This window comes from Paracerasibacillus soli, from assembly GCF_042432965.1.
Classification (GTDB): Bacteria; Bacillota; Bacilli; order Bacillales; family Amphibacillaceae; genus Paracerasibacillus; species Paracerasibacillus soli.
Genome location: NZ_JBHLWL010000017.1, coordinates 149,999 through 171,894, shown reverse-complemented (window position 1 = coordinate 171,894; position 21,896 = coordinate 149,999). Strand labels below are relative to the sequence as shown.

The following is a 21,896-nucleotide window of genomic DNA, read 5'->3' as shown; positions in this document are numbered from 1 at the left end:
CTAAGTGTTGTTAAAATATAGTACAAGTTTATTGTAAAGAAGGGGAAAATACATGTTGTTAGCAAAGCATGCGTACTTCAAAATCGAAAGAGAAGTTACGTCTATTGAGCAAAGACAGATTGAACATCATCGGGAAATATGTTTATATACGAATCGTGTTGAGACGAAACACCGGCAATTCTCTATTGAGGAAATAAGAGATATGTCTTACCGCATGTCCAGCAAAAATAGTGGATTGCTTTATTTACATACAATCCAAGGTGTATTTTCGTATTATGTGAAAACTCCGCCAAAGCAATTTGTAGAGGCCTTTCAACAACATGTAAAATCAATGATTCGTTAAAATAAATGACATATCTTTTTTATTCATGTTAAAATTTATTAATCCCATATTACATTTTATGACAACAAGATAAACAGAGGAGGTATGAAATGGGATATTTGTATACAGCCCCGCTCATTCAAGAGCCGATGGCGATATTTGCTTATTTAGCTGCGGTAGTTGGCTTTGTTTTTGTTTTAGGAGAATCCAAAAACCGCCTTTTGCAGAAGTTTTTCCACTATGCTCCGCCACTCATTTGGACATACTTCATTCCAATGATTTCAACTACTTTAGGAATTATTCCGGATCAATCTACATTATATGACTTTGTATCAACCTATATCTTGCCGTTTGGTCTATTATTATTGCTATTATCTGCAAATGTTCCGGCAACATTAAAATTGGGACCAAAGGCAATCATGATGTTTTTTGCAGGGACACTTGGTGTTATTATTGGTGGACCAATAGCTTTAGCAATTTTCCAACCTTTATTACCAGAAGAAGCTTGGACAGGTGTTGCTGCACTTTCAGGAAGTTGGATAGGTGGAAGTGCCAATATGGCTGCAATGATTGAGGCAACGGGAACGCCACACAATGTATTGTCACCTATCATTGTTGTAGATACAGTTGTTGGTTACAGTTGGATGGGTATTATGATCTTTTTAGCTGGATTCCAACATAAGTTTAATAAATGGAATAAAGCTGATAACACCATTATTGCAGAAGTAAATGAAGAGATGGCTAAATTTTCTCAAGAAAATTCCCGTCCACTTGCTGTACCACAGTTAGTCGCAATGTTGGGTGTTGGATTTGGTGTATCATATATCATTAGGCGTTTTTCGGAATTGTTACCCGAAACATCCGTCTTATCTGCCGGCACATGGACGATTATGATTATTTCTGCTGTTGGGATTATCTTTTCCTTTACACCGATTAGAAAACTAGAAAATTACGGTGCAAGTAAAGTCGGTTACGCAGGTATTTATATGCTACTTGCAACAATTGGCGCGAAGGCTGATCTTGCTTATGTACTAGATGCACCACAATATGTCTTACTTGGTGTAGTATGGTTGGCTATTCACGTTCTCGTTATATTCTTATTTGCTCGATTACTAAGGGCCCCACTATTCTTTGTAGCAGTTGGTTCTCAAGGAAATATCGGTGGGACAAGCTCAGCACCAGTTGTTGCTTCGGTCTTCCAACCTTCATTAGCCCCCGTCGGATTGTTAATGGGGATTTTAGGGAATGTTGTAGGGACGTATGGTGCAGTTATCGCAGCAACACTTGCAAAATGGGTATCCTCATTTTACTTTTAAATGATGGAGGCTAGGACAAAGCCAAAGGTCTAACCTCTTAACTATTAGAGTTGGTATCAATTTTAGTAGTTAAACGAGGATGAACCCTTTGTGTCCTAGCCCCTTTTTTATTGTGAAGATGATTAATTTCACACATAAATAGTAATCATTTTAATGTATCCATTATTCACATGAAATTTAACTATATTTTAATGGGATATTTACAACACAATATGTTACTTATGTCGATATAAGGAGTAGCGAGTAAAAGGAATAGCAAATAAAATACTTCTTTTAAAAATAATGAAAGGGAGTACATTTTTAAGTGAGAATTACTTGCGATCCTTTTCCAATCAGCATGAAGGGAGTCTACATAATGGACATATTGAAATTAAATTCGATTAAAAAGAAGCTTGTATTTATATCTGTTCTTTTATTAATCGTACCATTATCTGCTTTAGGCTATTTTAGTTATACAAATAGTACTAAAAGCTTAAATGATCTTGGTGAAACCAATTTAAAAAATAGTGTGGAAATGACAGTAGAAATGATTACAGCCTTAAATATTGAAGTTGAAAAAGGTAATATCTCGCTGGAAGATGCGCAAGAAAGAGTAAAAGTCGCAATCTTGGGCGAAAAAGATGCAGATCAAAAGCGGGCTATAAACAAGAAGATCAATCTGGGTGAACATGGATATATGTTCATACTTGATGATGAAGGAAATCAAATTGCCCACCCATGGTTAGAAGGCCAAAATAGTTGGGAAAGTGTCGATCCAAATGGGATAAAGTCAACACAGCAACTGATAGAAACAGGACATGATGGTGGGGGATTTACATATTTCTCGTGGCCTTTACCAGATAATGAAAAGGTGATTGAAAAAAAGGTATCCTATTCAGAAACAGAATCAAATTGGGGCTGGACTGTCGTTGCGGGAACTTATATGATGGATTTTAATAAGCCAGCTCATAAAGTATTATATGCAATCTTTATTGTGATAGGCATAGCTTTAGTAATCAGCATTTACCCAATTACAGTACTTGTTCGTAAAATATCGACGCCGATAAAATTAGTGACGGGCCAAATGTTGCGCATGGCTAAAGGTGATTTATCACAAAACAAGTTACATTATCAATCCAATGATGAGGTTCACCTCCTGATAGAATCTGTAAATATTACACAAGATAATTTAAAACAAATGTTGACACAAGTTGCTAACGCATCCAAACACATTACAAGTAGAAGCGAAGAGTTGACACAATCCGCCGTTGAGGTAAAAGAAGGATCTGAACAAGTATCAGCCACGATGCAAGAGCTTGCTTCTGGCTCTGAAACACAAGCAAATAGTACGGGTGACCTTGTTACTACGATGCAGGGTTTTAATACTAAGATTAATAGTGCAAATCAAGAGGGAGAACAAATCTATGGGGACTCTTCTACTGTTCAAAATCTCACGGAAGAGGGAACAGAATTAATGATTCATTCTGTAAGTAAAATGGAAAGAATCAATACAATTGTAAATGATGCGGTGCAACATGTAAAAGTACTTGATCAACAGTCTGAAGATATATCACAACTTGTCACGGTTATTCGTGATATTGCAGATCAAACAAACCTTCTTGCTTTAAATGCGGCGATTGAAGCTGCAAGAGCTGGAGAACATGGAAAGGGTTTTGCTGTTGTTGCGGATGAGGTACGTAAACTATCAGAGCAAGTTTCACAGTCGATAGGTGACATTACGCGTATAGTCATGGAAATTCAACAAGGTTCAAAACTTGTTGCAGGTTCACTAGAAAAGGGTTATAACGAAGTTCAAGAGGGAACAGAGCAAATTAAAGTTACAGGAAAAACATTCAAAGAGATAGGTAATGCAGTTACCCATATGGCAGAAGGTATTCAATCCATTACAACGCATCTTGGAGAAATAACTACACTCAGTGGAGAAATGAGACATTCACTTGAAGACATAGCTGCAATATCAGAGGAATCAGCAGCAGGTATTGAGGAGACATCTGCATCTGCTGAGCAAACTTCAAGTTCAATGGAAGAAGTAGCTATCAATGCGGGAGAACTTACAAAACTTGCTGGAGAATTAAACGAACTTGTACTGAAATTTAAAATATAGCATTCAAAACTTGCCTTTTCAACTGAGGGGGCAAGTTTTTATATTGTTGTACGATTGACAGTCATACTGTTGCAATGTTTCCACGCTTTTTAAGTATCTTCTATTGACTCTATTTAAATAAGTCATCTATACTATTTATAATTATATACTATTAGAAAAGATTCACGCTCGGCGTCATGTAGCATATTGCCGAGTTATTCTTTTGTTAAGAAAGAAGAGGGAAGCAAAATGTCTGATAAACAACTTGAAAAGATTAGTCAGTTTCTTCATGAACGATATGGTGAAGATGAACAAGACTTTGAAAATAAAATGAAGCAGTCCATACACTTTATGGGTGCTGTTCAAGATTTAATTGAAGTTTGCGGAGATGATCCTAGTCGTGAAGGATTGCAAGAAACACCTTACCGCTTGATGAAGGCATTTTTAGAATATACGGAGGGTTATAAAGAAGATCCAAAACTACATTTACAAAAGACATTTGATGTTAATCATCATGATATCGTGATGGTAAATGATATAGAATTTAATTCAATGTGTGAACATCACTTTGCCCCGATTTTTGGACATGTGCATGTAGGCTATATTCCAAATGGTAAAATAACCGGACTATCTAAAGTTGCGCGTATGGTGGATGGTTATGCGAAGAGATTTCAAGTTCAGGAGCGGATAACGAATCAAATTGTATCTGCGATGGATGAAGTATTGCAACCATTAGGTGTGATGGTTGTGATGGAGGCAAAACATATGTGTATGTGTGGGCGTGGCGTGATGAAACGCTCATCTTATACGACTACAACAGCAAGTAGAGGTATTTTTGCAGAACAAGCTGAAAAGCGGATGGAATTTTTATCTTTATTAAAAAGATGAATGGTTAGTATATGAAAAGAATGAAGTGCATGATACAAAGCGACTTCGAAAAAAGGACATGTCATAAGGAGGATTTACGTTGAAAGAGATTACTGCAAAAGAACTTGAAAAAAAGTTGGTGAATGGGGAACCATTGCACATTATCGATGTACGAGAAGATGAAGAAGTAACGCAAGGGGTCATTCCTGGTGCGAAACATATTCCGCTAGGTGAGCTAGATGAACGTTTATCGGAAATAGATAAAAAAGAGACGTATTACATTGTTTGTCGTTCAGGAGGCCGGAGTAGTGCGGCATGTACTTTCTTAGATGAACATGGTTTCCAAGTGATAAACATGGTTGGCGGGATGCTTGCTTGGGAAGGGGACATTCATTAATAAAGATAGGAATCTTTAGTAATATATTTGAAACCTTTATGCAAGGACAACCGTCTAACATGATGACTTCCCCAATTTATTTCCAATGATCTTCGAATCTGTCTAAAGTCCACGTTTGGAGATCATTGGATATTACAATTTACAATAAATTCACTCCTAATAAACAACACCGGAACCCTTTCTCAAGCATAAAACTGCATCAATGTATCCGCTGTCATAAAGTTGTAACAATTTCATGTGACATTGTGTCATAAAGATATTGACAAATGACACGTTGTCATTTTATTATAGTAGTAGCGTTACATGACACTTTGTCATAAGGAGAAAGCGATATGGAAACATTGGATATGAAGCAAATAAAAGACTTAAAAACGGAACTTGTTCGGTTTATGATGTCTTATAAATTTGCACTAGCTGAAGTAAACACCAAAATAGATATTTTAAAGCAGGAATTTCAATATATTCATGAATATAATCCGATTGAGCATGTAAGTTCAAGAGTAAAATCACCGGATAGTATTTTAAAAAAGGTAAAACGTAAAGGGTATGAGTTTACACTCGATTCTATTAAAGAAAACATTCGTGATATTGCGGGCATCCGCATTACTTGTTCATTTATACCAGATATTTATGAAGTAAGTAAAATGTTAAGCAATCAAAAGGATATTAAAGTTGTGGAAGTAAAGGATTATATTGAACATCCAAAGCCAAATGGATACCGGAGTCTTCACCTCATTATTCAGATCCCTATTTTTTTATCGGATCGCGTGGAAAATATCTACGTAGAAGTGCAAATTCGTACCATTGCAATGGACTTCTGGGCGAGTTTAGAACACAAAATATATTATAAATACAATAAGGAAGTTCCTGAATCTATTCGGATGGAATTAAAAGAAGCGGCTGAGGCTTCAACACAACTGGATTTAAAAATGGAAAATATAAATGAAAAGGTAAGGAAAATAAAGAAGGTTAATGACACTAAAGATGCAATACAAGAACTTTCTTTAGATCAAGAACGCTTTTATATTCCTGATGTTTTCTTCCACTCTAACTTAAATACAGCAAAATGAAGCGAGGGAAACTGGAGGTAGGAAAGTGCCAAAGCAAACTTTTTATAACTTGCCTGATGATAAAAAACAAATATTGATTCAAGCGCTAGAAGAGGAATTTTCCCGGGCACCGTTATTTCATGCATCTATCTCTAACATTGTAAAGTCTGCTGATATTCCAAGGGGAAGCTTTTATCAATATTTTGAAGGAAAAGAAGATGCGTATTTTTATTTGATCAGTAGGCAGGTGGAAAGTAGTAAGAAGTTGTTCATCACTTGCTTAATGAAATATGACGGTGATTTATTTCATGCAGTTACGGAGTTATTTAAACAAATAGTTGAAGAACTTTCAAAGGGTGACCATATTAACTTTCTGAAAAACGTCTTCTTAAATATGACACATGAGATTGAAAATAAATTTACAAGGATTTTTAATGGGAATGATAGTAGAGGGCAATTTTGTAAAATGAATGCGCTCATTAATAAGGATAATTTAAACGTTTCAAACGAGAATGAATTGTATCATCTTGTTCAAATTATCGGGACCATTACAATTCGGAATCTAATTGAAAAAATTGCGCAGGAGTTATCTTCTGAAACGGCAATGAATAACTTTCACATTGAATTAACGTTATTGAAAGAAGGATTATATAAAAGGTCTTAACATGGAGAGAGGAGTTTTGATATGACAGTTCAAGTATTTGGATTAGCATGTGGATCGACTCGTAAGGCACGGGATTGGTTTAGACGTCACAAAATTCCCTTTACAGAAAGAAATGTAAAAAGGGAACCATTAACGTTAAGTGAATTACAACAGATATTAGCATTAACAGTTGAAGGAACAGACGAGATTATTTCGACGCGATCGAAAGTATATAAGGAACTAACACAAGATATTGATGCTTTATCGTTAAATGAGCTATTAGAATTATTCCAGCAATATCCTGCTTTATTACGTAGCCCTATCATCATTGATCATAAACGTATACAGGTTGGTTATAATGAAGAGGAGATTCGCCAATTTTTACCGAGAGAAACACGTCAAAGACAATGGATAAAATGGCGAGCTGAAAACTTTATTCCTGTAAAAGGGTCTTATTAAACCTTCGCAAATTCTTCCTTTTACCTCAATCGTAAAGTTCATTACATATTTAACTCAAATCATAAGATTGTAATAGGCATCTCGTCTATTGCAATCTTTTTTTAACTCATTTATCTCGCCCTATTACATGTCAATAAATAACGAGAGTGAAAAATTAAAAAGCTAGAGTGAATAAAGAAGTCTGGCTGGGATTTGGGGTCAGACCCCAAATCCCAGCCCAAAATTAATTATATTAGCGGGTGTGAATTGAGTTTGCAATGTTTTTAAGAATGGTTGGGGGAACTTGTCCCGTAATGCGCTTATCAATACTTAAAACATACTGCCAGTTATTCGCATTGAAAATGAAAGTATCAAAATGTTCATCCATGTCGACTAAAAAAGCCGTTTCGCCATTTTCCAAAACGTATGTTTTTTTTATGGACACTTCCTCAACGGCAATCCGATCTTTATCCAAGAATATATCAAGTTTATAATGATTTTCGGGCAATTCCTCGTTAAAAAATTTTATCTCTAACCAATCTTTATTTTTATCACAGCGTCCTAAGTTGTGAGTAAACGGAACTGGCGGGATGATAGATGGCAAAATAGGCTTTTTATTAAAATTCGCTTCACATTCTTTTATCGCTAAATCAATAGGTTTGTAGTCCATATCCTCGTAAAACTGCTCGAAAGGCGGAACCTGTTGTTGGGCAAGTACACTCGTCTGGAACAACGTGATTGCAAAAAATAAAAGCAGTATTCGTTTATACAAATTTATCCAACTTTCACTGTTATATATATTATATATATTATATATTTACCGATAGCAAGCAGCATATCTTGGGTCTTTAAACAATCATTTTTCAAACAAATTACTCAGTTGTGCATCAAATTCATTACTAGGATCATCTAAATAATAAACACGGGCAGTGTCACTTTCGCTGTTTACATTTTGAATATAAACGCGCTTTCCGTTATATACGACATGTTGTAAGTCTGGGGAATTGGCAATTTCTTCTGCACGCATACGGTTCATATCCATTAACCTCCATCTTTTATTTTAAAAAGGTCCTTCTTCATACAAACCATTTAAGTCAACAATTTGTTCATTTTCCATCTCATCAAGAGGAAAAACGGTTGCGGTTTGATTTTCAAGATTGATTTCCTGTATATAAACGGGTATTCCATGAAAGCTAATATTTACTAATTGCGCTGACTGCATGATTTCTTGTAAACGATCAATATCCATTTTTTCCTCCTTTCTTGTTATGCTTATTTTTACCTTGATTGAAATTGCTATGCAGAGAAGATTTTAGACTGTTGTTGGATGTAAATGATAGGTGTCATTCGTACTAAGAAATAACGGATTGGTTCCTATATATATGTTTTGCTGACCCCGAAGTAAATCGTTCTACTATGTAGATGGTTTCAAATAGAGTAAGAAGGGAATTAATTGACTTCATTATCTGTTGAATATATAATATTTTCAGATAATTGTGTAACCACTATATTTTCTTAGGAGGTATACGCGCGTTATACATTTCTATGTAAAATGACGTTAGCAAAATATGCTTTCCTACATACTGTATGAGGATGAATAAATTGTGATGCTAAGATGAAGTCGAATGAAGTGGCACAGAGGAGGAGTCTATTTTGAAATATGATGTGATTGTGGTCGGCGCTGGACTAGCTGGTTTAACAGCTACAGCGGAACTGGCAGATAGTGGAAGGAAGGTTTTATTGCTCGATCAGGAGCCAGCAGCATCTATGGGAGGACAAGCATGGTGGTCGTTTGGGGGATTATTTTTAGTAGACTCACCGGAACAGAGAAGATTAGGAATAAAGGATTCAAAAGAACTTGCCTGGCAAGACTGGGTTGGGACGGCAGGCTTTGATCGGGATGATGAAGACTATTGGGGGAGAAAATGGGCAGAAGCTTACGTTGATTTTGCTGCTGGCGAAAAACGTGCATGGTTACAGCAAATGGGTGTACGGATGTTTCCTGTTGTTGGTTGGGCTGAACGAGGTGGATATTTAGCAGGAGGGCATGGTAATTCTGTTCCGCGTTTTCATATCACATGGGGTACCGGTCCAGGTCTTGTAAAGCCTTTTATGGAACGGGTAAAGGCGCATATAAAAAATGGCACAGTTACATATAAGCCACGTCACCGCGTAGATCAATTCGTTTTAGAAAACAATCAAATTACAGGTGTACATGGAACTTGTTTAGCGCCTAGTAAAGCGAAGCGTGGTGAAAAGAGTAATCGCGAAGTAATCGGTGATTTTGTATTTAAAGCTGTCGCTGTCGTTGTATCCAGTGGAGGAATTGGAGCGAATTTTGAACTCATTCGTAAAAATTGGCCAAGTCGATTAGGAACACCCCCGAAAAGAATGATTAGTGGTGTTCCTGCACATGTAGACGGTCGGATGTTGGAAATTACGGAGCGAGCTGGAGGAAGAATCGTCAATCGTGATCGGATGTGGCATTATACGGAAGGAATAAAAAATTGGCATCCAATCTGGCCAAATCACGGTATTCGCATTTTGCCCGGCCCATCATCGATGTGGTTTGATGCCGAGGGAAATCGATTTCCAACTCCAAATTTCCCAGGGTTTGATACGTTAGGAACATTAGAAGCAATTCAAAAAACAGGCTATGATTACTCCTGGTTCATTTTAACGCAAAAAATGATAGAAAAGGAATTTGCCTTATCTGGTTCAGAGCAAAACCCGGATTTAACAGGAAAGAACATTCTGCAAGTATTAGGAAGAGCAAGGGGTGGTGTACCAGGCCCAGTTCAGGCATTTATGGATTACGGAGAAGATTTTATCGTTGCAGATACGATTGACAATTTAGTAATCGGAATGAATAAATTGACAGGAGAGCGTTTGTTACATGCTGATCATATTATCGAACAAATACGTGCCCGAGATAGAGAAATGGATAATAAATTTACGAAGGATTTACAAATCACAGCGCTACGTGGTGCACGCCATTATGTCGGAGACAAATGGATACGTGTAGCAAAACCTCATAAAATACTTGATGTTAAAAATGGGCCTTTAATAGCAGTGCGTCTCCATCTATTAAGTCGAAAAACGCTAGGTGGTCTACAAACGAATTTAGATGCACAAGTATTAGGAAAAGATGGCTATCCTATTTCGGGGCTTTTTGCTGCTGGTGAAGTTTGTGGGTTTGGTGGTGGCGGTGTCCATGGCTACCGCTCATTGGAAGGAACGTTTTTAGGTGGTTGTTTGTTTACGGGATTAAAAGCTGCACGGGGTGTGCTAGCTCATCTTCAGTAAGATCATATGGTTTGTGATTTCATTGGGAGTGGAAGTCTCGCGTTACATTTCTCAACAGTATAAAGCGACAAGGAAGCAGCTTCAAATTGTAGCTGCTCCTTCACGTTTATCGCGGATTGGATCGGTTGTATCATCCTATACATCGTGATCAGAATGAAACCCCCAAGAGACGTGCATACTTCCTTTTAGTCGATCTCCCGTAACAATGATTTTATATGTTCCCGTCTGATGAGCTGTCAATATGTACTGGTTGTCATTTATTATGTCAACTTGCGCGTAGCTCTTGTTGTCATCCAAAAAGTGCCATCCATATCCACCGCCATTTTTATTATTTATATGGATTGTAATGTACAATACTTGACCTTTATCTAAATGAACGGGAATTTCCTGTTTCCCGTTAAAGTAACCAAAACTCGCAGTGTAGGAATCGTCCGCATAAGTTTCGGACCAACTTTTCTTTTGTGTAAAGTCGACTGTAAAAGTAATGGTAAGAACGATGGGCAAGAGGATAGCGAATAGATATGTAAAGGGACGAGAATAGGTGGCTATGATGACTCCGCTGTAATAGATGAAAGCAAGAAAGCACCCAATAATACCTGCGATGATTGTGAATATATTGAAGCCATAGGGAAGAAAAAAGGCAAAACCTGCGATACCATAAAGTAGGAGTTTCAATCCATAACGTGTTCTTTTACGTACAATGAAATCAATTAAGATGGAACTAAAAATAGCATAAAACAGAACGAGAATAATTGGGAACTCGCGAATGCCCTCGATTGTTTGATATAAATTGAATCCAGTTTGCATAAGCAGAAAGAAAGCGGCGAGTACATACATATAACAAGCTGCTGATACCTTTTTTGATAAATACCATATTGTTCTCATGGCGTTACTTTTTATCGTCAATTTGCAGGCCCCCCACCCAACGCATCATTGTTTGTTAATTATATCACAAAAAAGTATGTACAAATATAATATTCAGAATGATTATTGGGAATTAAAAAGGTTGCTCGAATATCCTTTTAAATATCCAAGCAACCACCCTCATAGGCTATTAATTTCGATGTTTATAGAGAATCTTTTACCTTTTGTGCAGTTTCTTTATCTACCCACTCTGTCCAAACATCTTCATATTCCGTTAGCCACCAAATTGCAGCTTCTTCTGCGTTTGCAGCTTGTTTTTCCATATATGCAAGGGCTGCTTCTGTTAATTCACTACTCGTTTCATACTTAGATAGAAGATCAACTACTTCAGGTGCTTGATCTGAAAGTTGATGATTTACAGCAATGTTTACTTCGTTTGGAGGAAAGGCGGTTCCGCTTGTTTCTATCCACTTTTCTTCATCATATGGTTCTTCCTTTAATAAGATTAAATCATATTTTGCGGTTACAGCTGTTGGCTCCCAATAGTATCCAACCCATGCCTCACCCTTTTCATAGGCAGCCGCAAGTGAAGTAATAATTGCAGCATCAGAGCCTGGCATAAAATCATTATATGTTTCATCTAGCCCATAATACGCCATCTTAGCTTTAATACTTTGGTCAACTTCCCAGCCGGCGGGTGCATTTATTATTCTTCCGCGATCTGGGTTTTCTGGGTCTTTGAAAATATGTGGGTATTTTTTCAAGTCCTCTACTGTCTCCAAGTCGGGTGCTAAAGGTTCGATACCTCGTTCTTCATCGCCTTCTATTACATATGCAGGTACATATAAACCTTGATCATTATCGGCAAAGTTGGTGGAAACCTTTTCTATATCACCAGAGTTAATTGCTTCATCGTAAACATCGCGTATGTTTTCAGTCCATATTTCCATATATACGTGTATATCCCCTTGTCGTAATCCTTGAATGGTGGCAGCAGTGGAGCCAGCCATTAATTCCGTTTCATATCCGTAACCTGCTTCTAATATTTTTCCAGCAATGTAACTATGAACTTGGATACTGTCCCATTTCGCATCTGCAAATACAATCTTTTTTAACTTTCCATCTGCCCCAGCAGAACTGCAACCAATAAGTAATACGAGACTTAACAAAATTACGAATGAATAACGAATTTTCATCTAATCCCCCATTTGATTTTTTAATCGTGTTGTTATGAAATAGGCATGCAATCTGTACCGTAATTTGAATAATTCCCCCTAACCTAACAGAGATACCCGAGCATTCCAATTGCACTTTTACAACAATAACAACTACCATGTAAGGCATTTTCCAAAATGATTATGACAAGCTTACCGAACTTCGAATTGAATCACAAACAGCCTATACACGCATATATGTTCATATAAAATGGTAAGGCGGAATCATTCGCCAATAGGAGGTCCTTATAGAAAAAACATCCATAATACGCCCAAATCCTTCCATTTCGAGTATTCATGCAAATGTCACGTTTTGCCATTGCTGCATAGACTAATAAAAAATTATTTATAGGGATGTGGCGAATATGGCACTATTTATCAATCGAGCGCATCATCCAGATGTATATAAAACTGATGAGGAAATTGTGGCTAGTAATCAGCACGTATTTCAAACAGATGTAAAGGCAGAAATGATTCAAAGCCAACGTAAAGTAAACGAAAGATTGCAGGAATCTGTACGTCTTTTAAATAGACTTTACGAGCAGCAACATATACAACAACAGGCGCAATGGCAGAAAGTCGATAGACGATTGAAGGAAATAAATATAGTTAATCAAGCACAAGCAAGAAAAGAAGAGGAAATGCTTCATAAAATAAGTATGTTAATGGAATTTGATAAAACCCTCCAATCTACAATTGAAAAATATCATGAGGAAGATAAAGAATTAGGAACAAATATAACGCAATTACTTCAAATGAAACCATGGATGGAGCAACAACTGTCCGAACAGTTGGAAAGGGATGAAAAAGTGCTCAGTCAGTTATCACAACTAATATCCGCTCAGGAAATGGCAGAGCAACAAATGATGCATGACAAGGAAGAACAAAAAAGCATTGTGTCACGTTTGGATAAGCAAGCAGCGACATTAGAAAAAGTTACGAGACAATTGGATCACTTTCGTTCCATTCTTTATGAACGATCACATTATCTTGCTGGAAAGGTTGAGGATTCGGTTAGATTAACGGCTTCTTATTTGTACAATATGTCAAAAGGTAAAGATAAAAATGCTATCTCTATGTATATAGACAATAATGAGGAATCCAAAACCACAAAATAAAGAAATCTTCGTTTCATGAAAACGCTAATTCTAATTGACATGTTGCAGTATAAAATATATGAACTGGTTTCATATCGATTTCACATCTGATAAGGTGCCGGATTCGGTCAATCAACAGTTAATGGCGGATGAAGAAGACTGTCTTGATGATTAAATTACTAAGTTTTGTTGATTTAATATCTGCGTAGTGGCATACAATGCTTTTCCTAAAAAGCTAGTCATCATGCCCGTTAATTGTGCATATGTTAGAAGAAACCGGAACCGCAAACTATATGGAGGGATATGAATGGATATTCTGAATAAGGTGAAGAGTTATCGTGAAGAGGAAGAAAAGTTAAAGTGGGAAGGTACGTTTGCGGATTATTTAAATTTGATAAAAGAGAGACCTGAAGTTGCCCAAACAGCTCACTCTCGCGTCTACAATATGATAAAGGATGCTGGAATTTCGAAAAATAATGGTCAAAAAACATATGATTTTTTTAGTAATGAAATATTTGGCCTTGAAGAAGCTGTAGAAAGATTAGTGGAAGAATATTTCCATCCGTCAGCAAAACGTCTAGATGTTAAAAAGCGTATTCTCTTATTAATGGGTCCTGTTAGTGGCGGTAAATCCACGATAGTGACGATGTTAAAACGTGGAATGGAACAATATACTCGAACAGATGCTGGTGCAGTCTACGCGATTAAAGGCTGTCCTATGCATGAGGATCCGCTACATCTCATTCCACATCATTTGCGTGAGGATTTCTATAAGGAATACGGCATTAAAATTGAAGGAAGTTTATCACCATTAAATACGATGCGGTTGGAAAAGGATTATGGTGGGCGAATAGAAGATGTTTTAGTAGAACGCATTTTTTTCTCGGAAGATAAACGTGTTGGGATTGGTACATTCAGCCCATCAGATCCGAAATCACAAGATATTGCAGATTTGACGGGTAGTATTGATTTTTCAACAATTGCGGAATACGGTTCAGAGTCTGATCCGCGTGCATACCGTTTTGACGGTGAATTAAATAAGGCAAACCGCGGAATGATGGAATTTCAGGAAATGTTGAAATGTGATGAGAAGTTTTTGTGGCATTTGCTGTCACTTACGCAGGAAGGTAATTTTAAGGCGGGAAGGTTTGCTTTAATCTCAGCGGATGAACTAATTGTGGCGCACACTAACGAATCAGAGTACCGAGCATTTATTTCCAATAAGAAAAATGAAGCGCTGCACTCTAGAATCATTGTGATGCCGATACCGTACAATTTAAAGGTTAGTGATGAAGAGAGAATTTATGAAAAGATGATAAATGATAGTGATATGGGTCATGTTCATATTGCACCACATGCATTACGGGTCGCTGCTATTTTTACGATTTTGACACGCTTAGAGGAATCAAAGAAAAATGGTGTGGACCTAGTAAAGAAAATGCGCCTGTATGATGGAGAAAGTGTGGAAGGATTTAATCGAGCGGATTTAACGGAATTGAAAAATGAATTCTCGAATGAAGGTATGGACGGCATTGATCCTCGGTATGTGATTAACCGGATATCGTCGTCAATCATACGAAAAGATGTACCATCCATTAATGCACTGGATGTATTACGCTCATTAAAAGATGGACTTGATCAACATCCATCGATTTCGGATGAAGATAAAGAAAAATATTTAAATTATATTGCCATCGCAAGAAAAGAATACGATGAAATTGCTAAAAAGGAAGTACAAAAGGCATTTGTTTATTCGTATGAGGAATCTGCGAAAACATTGATGAATAACTACTTGGACAATGTCGAGGCATTTTGTAATCGTCATAAATTGCGTGATCCATTAACAGGTGAAGAAATGCAACCTGATGAAAAGCTCATGCGCTCGATAGAGGAGCAAATTGGTATTTCCGAGAATGCCAAACGTGCCTTTCGAGAAGAGATTCTCATCCGCATTTCTGCATTTGCTAGAAAAGGTAAGAGTTTTGATTATCGTTCACATGACCGTTTGCGGGAAGCAATTCAGAAGAAGCTGTTTGCTGACTTGAAGGATGTTGTGAAAATAACAACCTCAGCGCAGACACCTGATGAACAACAATTGAAAAAGATTAACGAGGTCGTAGCAAGACTCATCGATGAACATGGCTACAACTCCACATCAGCCAACGAACTACTACGCTACGTAGGCAGCCTGCTAAACCGTTAAAACAGGGGGTTAAAAATGGGGGGTCAGACCCCATTGGCAAGCATACAATAAAATAGGGGTCTGACCCCCAAAATTCAAAAGGTGGGGATGAAGTGCAGGAGGATAAGCAAAGCTTTGTTGTTTCCGAGGAAAATTGGTCTCTCCATCGTAAAGGTTTTCAAGATCAGCGACGTCATATGGAAAAAATCCAAGATGCAATCAAGAATAACTTACCCGATTTAATAACTGAAGAAAGTATTGTGATGTCGAATGGTCGTGAAGTAATTAAAATTCCAATTCGTTCTTTAGATGAATATAAAATTCGCTATAATTATGATAAGTCAAAACATGTAGGGCAAGGCGATGGGGATAGTCAAGTTGGTGATGTCGTCGCTCGTGCACCTAAAAAGGCGAAAGGAAAAGGCGACGGTTCGGGTGAAGGTAAGGCGGGAAACCAACCAGGATCGGATTACTATGAAGCGGAAGTTTCACTAGATGAACTGGAAGGGGAACTATTTGAAGAACTGGAACTACCGAATTTACAAGAAAAGGAACAGGCTGATATATCAGTTGAAAAGATTGAATTTAACGACGTGCGCAAAAAAGGATTAATGGGAAATATTGATAAAAAGCGTACCATATTGACGGCGCTAAAACGAAACGCATCAGAAGGAAATCCGAAAATTACGCCCATTTATGAAGATGATTTACTTTTTAAAACGTGGAATGAAGTAGTGAAACCTGAATCAAATGCGGTCATTATTGCTATGATGGATACAAGTGCGTCGATGGGCACATTCGCAAAATATTTAGCACGTAGTTTCTTCTTTTGGACGACACGCTTTTTACGTTCAAAATATGAAAAAGTGGAAATTAAATTTATTGCACACCATACAGAAGCGAAAGTCGTATCTGAAGAAGATTTCTTTACAAAAGGTGAAAGTGGAGGGACGATTTGTTCCTCAGCCTACCGAAAGGCATTAGAGTTAATTGATGAAGACTATCCGCCATCACGCTACAATATTTATCCATTTCATTTTTCAGATGGGGAGAATTTTTATTCGGACAATCGGGAAAGTGCGAGACTTGTAAAGGAAATTATGGATGTTTCAAATATGTTCGGTTATGGGGAAGTGAGTACGTATAACCGTTATACTTCAACATTAATGCGAGCGTTCGAAGGTTTTGATGACCCGAAGTTTCGATATTATATTTTAAAAGAAAAAAGCGATGTGTATGAAGCGATGAAGACATTTTTTCATAATGAGTCTGTTGCTTCAACATAAAATCTCCGCTAGTACGGAGATTTTTTTTGGGAAATATATAAAGTTTTGCTTTGCTCATTCATTGATTCTAATTTATTAACTTCATGCTATATTTACGATCCTAATTGTATTTTATAGACACCACGATCTGTACTGATTAAAAATTGTTCCCCATCATATTCGTATAAGGCAGTATCTTGAAGAGGAATTTCGAACATGTCGGTGGGAAGTGGCTGGTAATGTGAGTCCGTTAAAATTTGCCCGTCCCCGTTTAATTGCATGGTGTACCGTGAAACATAATCATCCATATTTCTTCGTAAATCTTTGGCATAGGTAATCTGTTCCAGTTGTAATTGGATGTGATCGACGTCGTCCATTTCTATTTTTTGAATTTGGATGTCTTTTCCATGCCAGTTTTTTAATAATTGATCAAATTGTTCAATCGTTAAAAAATGTTGATTCACTTTCTACCCCTCCTCTTTATTAGATTGACCTGAATGATTTTGTACATGCATGGGTGTTTGTTCCACATTTGCTTATAAAAAAGCGACGTATTATTTATTGCTTTTACATAATAGAACCAAACTGTCTTCGTAACTAATATGCGCAAGTTTCCCGCTAAGATATTTAAATGACACAAACGATACGAAGGCTAAAAATTGATGGTTTTGATTCATCTATTTTGTAATTTTTCATAAACTATATAAAGCTTATTTGGAGGGAACAATTTGACTGAAATAAAGGAATTGGAAAATGCGATAGAAGAGATAACGGAGATTGCTGCTGATTTTGGCCTTGATTTTTATTCAATGCGATATGAAATTTGCCCAGCAGAAATTATTTATACATTTGGCGCTTATGGCATGCCAACACGATTTTCACATTGGAGCTTTGGGAAACAGTTCCATAAGATGAAACTGCATTACGATTTAGGACTTAGTCAAATTTATGAACTTGTTATTAATTCCGATCCATGTTATGCCTTTCTCCTTGATTCAAATACACTTGTCCAAAATAAACTAATCATTGCCCACGTCTTAGCACATTCTGATTTCTTTAAAAATAATGTTCGTTTTTCTAATACAAGAGGAGATATGGTGGAAAGTATGACGGCAACAGCTGAACGAATTGCCCATTACGAAATGGTGCATGGAAAGGATGAGGTAGAAAAGTTTCTTGATGCCATTTTGTCCATACAAGAACATATTGATCCGTCCCTTGTCCGACCTAAATTAGCACCGTACGAAGATGAGGAAGAATCCGAAGATACTCGTATCGTAACACCTTATGATGATTTATGGGATTTAGATAAATCTAAACCAAAGGAAAAAAGGAAAAAGCGGAGAAGGAAACTTCCGCCTCAACCAGAGAAGGACTTACTATTATTTATTGAACAATATAGCCAAGAGTTGGAGGATTGGCAACGGGACATTTTAACGATGATGCGTGAAGAAATGCTTTATTTTTGGCCACAAATGGAAACTAAAATCATGAACGAAGGCTGGGCATCGTATTGGCATCAACGAATCATGCGTGAACTTGATTTGACGACAAGTGAATCAATCGAATTTGCTAAATTAAATGCTGGGGTTGTGCAACCATCTAAAACACAAATGAATCCGTATTACTTGGGATTAAAGATTTTTGAGGACATTGAGGAAAGTTATAATAATCCGACAGAAGAAATGAAAAGAAATGGGGTGAAGCCAAACTCCGGTAGGGAGAAAATCTTTGAAGTACGTGAAATTGAGTCTGATACGTCCTTTATCCGCAATTATTTAACAAAGGAATTAGTAGTCAAAGAAGATATGTATGTATTTGCAAAGGATGATGAAGCATATCGTATAACAGATAAGGATTATGAGGAGGTAAGGGACCAATTAATTGCCGCACGGGTGAATGGCGGTTTTCCGTATATTACAGTTGAAGATGGCGATTATTTACGTAATGGCGAACTTTATTTAAAACATAGTTACGAGGGAACTGAATTGGACCTTCCTTATTTAGAAAATGTTATGCCTTATATTTATCAATTATGGGGTCGCGTCGTACACCTTGAAACATTTATGGAAGAAAAGCCAGTTCGCTTCACGTATGATGGGAAAAAGGTGCATCGTGGATTGTTGAATTAAACTAATTTTGAAATGGGGAAATGTCGGTTGGATACAGGATCTGTCTTTTGTTTCGACTTACAAGGCGAATATTGACCTTTGAGTTAACTTTGTTCAGCAAGACATCATAAATATCCAGTGCTAGGGATGCGAATCATGTTTGAATTGGCATCCCTTTTATTGTAGATGATGTTACAAATGTGAAACTTATTTTTATTGTTCCCCGTACACCTATATATATGGAGTTTCATGGAGGGTGAAGTAACTAGGCGCATACAAAGGATTACACCGATAAAAAACAGTATAGGTATCTTTTGTTGAGCTTTTTAACGGAATGTTACTTTGGACAAGAAGTGAAAGGGGGGATGCCTTGATGTACAAAAGGTTTTTGATGGTCTTTTTAAGTTTAATCATCGCGGTTGTAGCGGCTTTACTAGTTGCAAGATATCCAACAGGTCCTAACACGATTTCATACGATGAGCCAATTGGCTTGTGGCTATCGATTGGAATGATTATCGTGCTTTTTTTACCGCCTTTGATATTATCGCTACTTCGTAATCGTGTTGCAAGTATTATATCTGCGGTGTATCAGGCTTTTGTTGTCATTTCGTTTTTGGGAATGATCCCAGTTGGATTGCTTTTTCCAGAACATGCTGTAGTAAGTGTTGTTGCACTTGTGGGGGCTATCGTCACGATAAGTAGTGTAGTTCTCGCCGTAAAAACGAATTCGAATAAAGAAATGAAATATTAAATCATAAACGTGACATTCATATATGATGTACAGTAATAAGCCTAAATTGAGAAAAAGGGTTGAGTAATAATTTTATGAGGTTGGGAAAAATAAAAGGGGCTGCCCCAGTTAAATGAGTGAAGTCGGCCCCATATGTTTCAGCTTGTATTCATGCTATATACACGATGCGTTTGTTTTCTCTATGTCATACTCATTATATATTCATATTCACTGTTGTTAGTATCTTCCTCTACTAAACGAACTTGTCACTTTTTGTCATAGGATTTATTTCAGGCCATTTCCTCTTTTTGTTCATAAATTTGTAATTCCATTGCCTCTAGCCAGTAGTTAACAAGGTCAATCCCGTTCACAAGTTCAATATGGAGTCCTTTTGCATAATCTCTTGCTCCAACTGTAAAGTCACTTGTTGTAATCACATATCCACCTTTTGCTTGATGCTTTACCATATTGGAATGTAATAGTGCAATTGCCTCGTAATTTAAATCATTTTTCCAAGCTTTCACTTGACATAAATAGATGCCGTCTTCACGATGGTGTTCAAAATCAACTCCGAAGTCACCAGCTTTAGGTGCCGTATACACATACCCACCAAAGTAATTTTTAAAAATAGTGGCTACAAAATCTTCAAACTCCAACGATGTTTGTTTTAAAAAGATGGAAGAAGCCTTTTCAAAGACTTTTTCACCCTCTTCATTCAATTTTGTTGGAAAGTTAAAGCGTGCATGTAATCCCATGGCAAGTGTCCGTTTTAAATTTTCACTTACTTCTAGCTTTCTGGTGAGTAGATATGCTTCATGATCCTTTTTATTTTTTATATGCCATAACAAGCCACCAATTACGAATAATAAAACAATGACGAGAATTATCATAAATGTCACCTCATTTTCAATGTAGACATTTATATGGCGCTTTATACAATTTGTCATTGTAATTATTTTTCGATAAAGATAGCGTGGGGACAACGTTTTTTCAACACTTGTAAAAATTGTACTTCATTTTTGGGAGAAATTTTAATACACCCATTTTTGGCTGTTTGATGATGAATGTCGATTCCTTTTTTTGCTGATAAAATGCGATATCCGATATACGTACTATTCGTATGTTCTACGTGCGTAATTTCATTGTAGGGAATTTTTAAAGAAAATGGCCCGCCTTTTATCAAGACATAGTCGTTATGGAGTGCGTATTTGCGAAACATCATCCATGTTAGTAACCCCTCACAAATGATGGAAAATAATAATGCTGTAAAAATTAATGCAGGAGATGGTGTCTCTAAATAAAATATGATAGGAAACCATACGAAGGCCGCTACAATAATCATAGTAAAGGTTATGTTCATCACTAAATAGCTATCTGTTCTAGCATGAAATATCATGGACTCACCTCGATTTTATATAGTCTTCAAGCATCATTTGATGTGTACCTACTAAAAATGACGGTAGATTTGTTAAATCAAAAAACTTAAATTGAATGGATTCCGTTTCATCTACAATGAGATTGCCTGAGAAATCGTTCGTATGGTAAGCAACTGTAACAACATAAAACTCATCACCATTTTCTGCTTTAATAAAATGATTGGGACCTGAATATACTTGCAACAATTGTAGGTTCTCAACATGTAATCCCGTTTCTTCCATTACCTCACGGCGTGCAACATCTTCGGTTGACTCACCTAGTTCCATAAGACCACCTGGGAGCCCCCACTTTCCTTTTGGAAACCGCCTTTGTTGTAACAACACTTGCCCTTTTTCATTTAAAATCATGACGACAGAGCCAACGAAGATGAGAGGCCGGTGCCCTACTAACTTTCTCAGCTCTCGTATATACCCCATTTCAGTCCCACTCCTATCTAATCCGTTAAAATAATTTCAGTTTCAGCTAGTAAAATATTTTAAATTATGTAATTATTATAACATAGGGTATGAGAAAATTTACTGACATGAGCATAAAATTAATGTTCATTTTAGTTTAACTAGTTTAAGATAATAGAT

23 protein-coding genes are annotated in these 21,896 nt (G+C 36.8%); 14 read left to right on the top strand and 9 right to left on the bottom strand.

Features of this window, described 5'->3' with window-relative positions:
* The first annotated feature begins 52 nt into the window (after nt 1-52).
* The 8 genes from ACFFIS_RS05740 (at nt 53) to ACFFIS_RS05705 (ending at nt 7,136) form a co-directional block, all read left to right on the top strand.
* On the top strand, nt 53-343 hold the full coding sequence (locus ACFFIS_RS05740) for a hypothetical protein (RefSeq protein ID WP_390186550.1): 291 nt from the start codon (nt 53-55) through the stop codon (nt 341-343).
* A gap of 89 nt (nt 344-432) precedes the next feature.
* Entirely contained in the window at nt 433-1,638 is a 1,206-nt protein-coding gene (locus tag ACFFIS_RS05735; protein ID WP_320380486.1) for a DUF819 family protein, read from the top strand.
* A gap of 355 nt (nt 1,639-1,993) precedes the next feature.
* Nucleotides 1,994-3,742: a methyl-accepting chemotaxis protein gene (locus tag ACFFIS_RS05730; protein ID WP_390186549.1), complete on the top strand. Its 1,749-nt coding sequence runs from the start codon at nt 1,994-1,996 to the stop codon at nt 3,740-3,742.
* A gap of 228 nt (nt 3,743-3,970) precedes the next feature.
* Nucleotides 3,971-4,609: a GTP cyclohydrolase I FolE gene (gene folE, locus ACFFIS_RS05725; protein ID WP_390186548.1), complete on the top strand. Its 639-nt coding sequence runs from the start codon at nt 3,971-3,973 to the stop codon at nt 4,607-4,609.
* Nucleotides 4,610-4,688: 79 nt separating this feature from the next.
* The gene (locus tag ACFFIS_RS05720) at nt 4,689-4,985 is read left to right on the top strand and encodes a rhodanese-like domain-containing protein (RefSeq protein ID WP_320380482.1); all 297 of its coding nucleotides are present in this window, start codon (nt 4,689-4,691) and stop codon (nt 4,983-4,985) included.
* A 332-nt stretch (nt 4,986-5,317) separates the two neighbouring features.
* Nucleotides 5,318-6,055, top strand: coding sequence for a GTP pyrophosphokinase (locus tag ACFFIS_RS05715; protein WP_320380481.1), 738 nt, complete (start codon nt 5,318-5,320; stop codon nt 6,053-6,055).
* Between the two features lie 25 nt (nt 6,056-6,080).
* Entirely contained in the window at nt 6,081-6,698 is a 618-nt protein-coding gene (locus ACFFIS_RS05710; protein ID WP_320380479.1) for a TetR/AcrR family transcriptional regulator, read from the top strand.
* A 21-nt stretch (nt 6,699-6,719) separates the two neighbouring features.
* The gene (locus ACFFIS_RS05705; RefSeq protein ID WP_320380478.1) at nt 6,720-7,136 is read left to right on the top strand and encodes a Spx/MgsR family RNA polymerase-binding regulatory protein; all 417 of its coding nucleotides are present in this window, start codon (nt 6,720-6,722) and stop codon (nt 7,134-7,136) included.
* A gap of 232 nt (nt 7,137-7,368) precedes the next feature.
* Here the strand turns inward: ACFFIS_RS05705 and ACFFIS_RS05700 are convergent, their stop codons facing one another.
* The 3 genes from ACFFIS_RS05700 to ACFFIS_RS05690 all read right to left on the bottom strand — a co-directional run bounded on the left by ACFFIS_RS05700 (nt 7,369) and on the right by ACFFIS_RS05690 (nt 8,364).
* Nucleotides 7,369-7,887 carry a hypothetical protein gene (locus tag ACFFIS_RS05700; RefSeq protein ID WP_390186547.1) on the bottom strand — a complete coding sequence of 173 codons (519 nt, stop codon included), beginning with the start codon at nt 7,885-7,887 and terminating at the stop codon, nt 7,369-7,371.
* An 84-nt stretch (nt 7,888-7,971) separates the two neighbouring features.
* Nucleotides 7,972-8,151, bottom strand: coding sequence for an H-type small acid-soluble spore protein (locus tag ACFFIS_RS05695; protein ID WP_320380476.1), 180 nt, complete (start codon nt 8,149-8,151; stop codon nt 7,972-7,974).
* Nucleotides 8,152-8,175: 24 nt separating this feature from the next.
* On the bottom strand, nt 8,176-8,364 hold the full coding sequence (locus tag ACFFIS_RS05690; protein ID WP_320380474.1) for an H-type small acid-soluble spore protein: 189 nt from the start codon (nt 8,362-8,364) through the stop codon (nt 8,176-8,178).
* A gap of 404 nt (nt 8,365-8,768) precedes the next feature.
* On the opposite strand from ACFFIS_RS05690, the gene ACFFIS_RS05685 reads away from it, so the two are divergent.
* Nucleotides 8,769-10,421: an FAD-binding dehydrogenase gene (locus ACFFIS_RS05685; RefSeq protein WP_390186545.1), complete on the top strand. Its 1,653-nt coding sequence runs from the start codon at nt 8,769-8,771 to the stop codon at nt 10,419-10,421.
* Nucleotides 10,422-10,556: 135 nt separating this feature from the next.
* Here ACFFIS_RS05685 and ACFFIS_RS05680 read toward each other — a convergent pair whose 3' ends face one another.
* Nucleotides 10,557-11,327 carry a hypothetical protein gene (locus tag ACFFIS_RS05680; RefSeq protein WP_390186542.1) on the bottom strand — a complete coding sequence of 257 codons (771 nt, stop codon included), beginning with the start codon at nt 11,325-11,327 and terminating at the stop codon, nt 10,557-10,559.
* A 161-nt stretch (nt 11,328-11,488) separates the two neighbouring features.
* Complete coding sequence (locus ACFFIS_RS05675; protein WP_390186541.1) at nt 11,489-12,481, bottom strand: ABC transporter substrate-binding protein; 993 nt, start codon at nt 12,479-12,481, stop codon at nt 11,489-11,491.
* A gap of 383 nt (nt 12,482-12,864) precedes the next feature.
* On the opposite strand from ACFFIS_RS05675, the gene ACFFIS_RS05670 reads away from it, so the two are divergent.
* The 3 genes from ACFFIS_RS05670 (at nt 12,865) to yhbH (ending at nt 17,064) form a co-directional block, all read left to right on the top strand.
* On the top strand, nt 12,865-13,617 hold the full coding sequence (locus ACFFIS_RS05670; RefSeq protein WP_390186539.1) for a hypothetical protein: 753 nt from the start codon (nt 12,865-12,867) through the stop codon (nt 13,615-13,617).
* A gap of 286 nt (nt 13,618-13,903) precedes the next feature.
* Nucleotides 13,904-15,799, top strand: coding sequence for an ATP-dependent protease PrkA (locus tag ACFFIS_RS05665; RefSeq protein WP_320380466.1), 1,896 nt, complete (start codon nt 13,904-13,906; stop codon nt 15,797-15,799).
* A gap of 92 nt (nt 15,800-15,891) precedes the next feature.
* Entirely contained in the window at nt 15,892-17,064 is a 1,173-nt protein-coding gene (yhbH, locus tag ACFFIS_RS05660; protein ID WP_390186537.1) for a sporulation protein YhbH, read from the top strand.
* A 92-nt stretch (nt 17,065-17,156) separates the two neighbouring features.
* Here yhbH and ymzB read toward each other — a convergent pair whose 3' ends face one another.
* Entirely contained in the window at nt 17,157-17,507 is a 351-nt protein-coding gene (gene ymzB, locus ACFFIS_RS05655; RefSeq protein WP_390186535.1) for a protein YmzB, read from the bottom strand.
* Nucleotides 17,508-17,771: 264 nt separating this feature from the next.
* On the opposite strand from ymzB, the gene ACFFIS_RS05650 reads away from it, so the two are divergent.
* Nucleotides 17,772-19,175 (top strand): SpoVR family protein, encoded by a 1,404-nt coding sequence (locus ACFFIS_RS05650; RefSeq protein ID WP_390186533.1) that lies wholly within the window; start codon nt 17,772-17,774, stop codon nt 19,173-19,175.
* A gap of 352 nt (nt 19,176-19,527) precedes the next feature.
* On the top strand, nt 19,528-19,905 hold the full coding sequence (locus ACFFIS_RS05645; protein WP_320380464.1) for a YdeH family membrane protein: 378 nt from the start codon (nt 19,528-19,530) through the stop codon (nt 19,903-19,905).
* Between the two features lie 269 nt (nt 19,906-20,174).
* On the opposite strand, the gene ACFFIS_RS05640 is transcribed toward ACFFIS_RS05645, so the two are convergent.
* The 3 genes from ACFFIS_RS05640 to ACFFIS_RS05630 form a co-directional block, all read right to left on the bottom strand.
* Nucleotides 20,175-20,774: a restriction endonuclease gene (locus ACFFIS_RS05640; RefSeq protein ID WP_320380463.1), complete on the bottom strand. Its 600-nt coding sequence runs from the start codon at nt 20,772-20,774 to the stop codon at nt 20,175-20,177.
* 62 nt (nt 20,775-20,836) lie between these two features.
* Nucleotides 20,837-21,280, bottom strand: coding sequence for a PH domain-containing protein (locus ACFFIS_RS05635; protein WP_320380462.1), 444 nt, complete (start codon nt 21,278-21,280; stop codon nt 20,837-20,839).
* Nucleotides 21,281-21,284: 4 nt separating this feature from the next.
* A complete protein-coding gene (locus ACFFIS_RS05630; protein ID WP_320380461.1) occupies nt 21,285-21,737 on the bottom strand; it encodes an NUDIX hydrolase in 453 nt (150 codons plus the stop codon).
* Nucleotides 21,738-21,896: the final 159 nt, after the last annotated feature.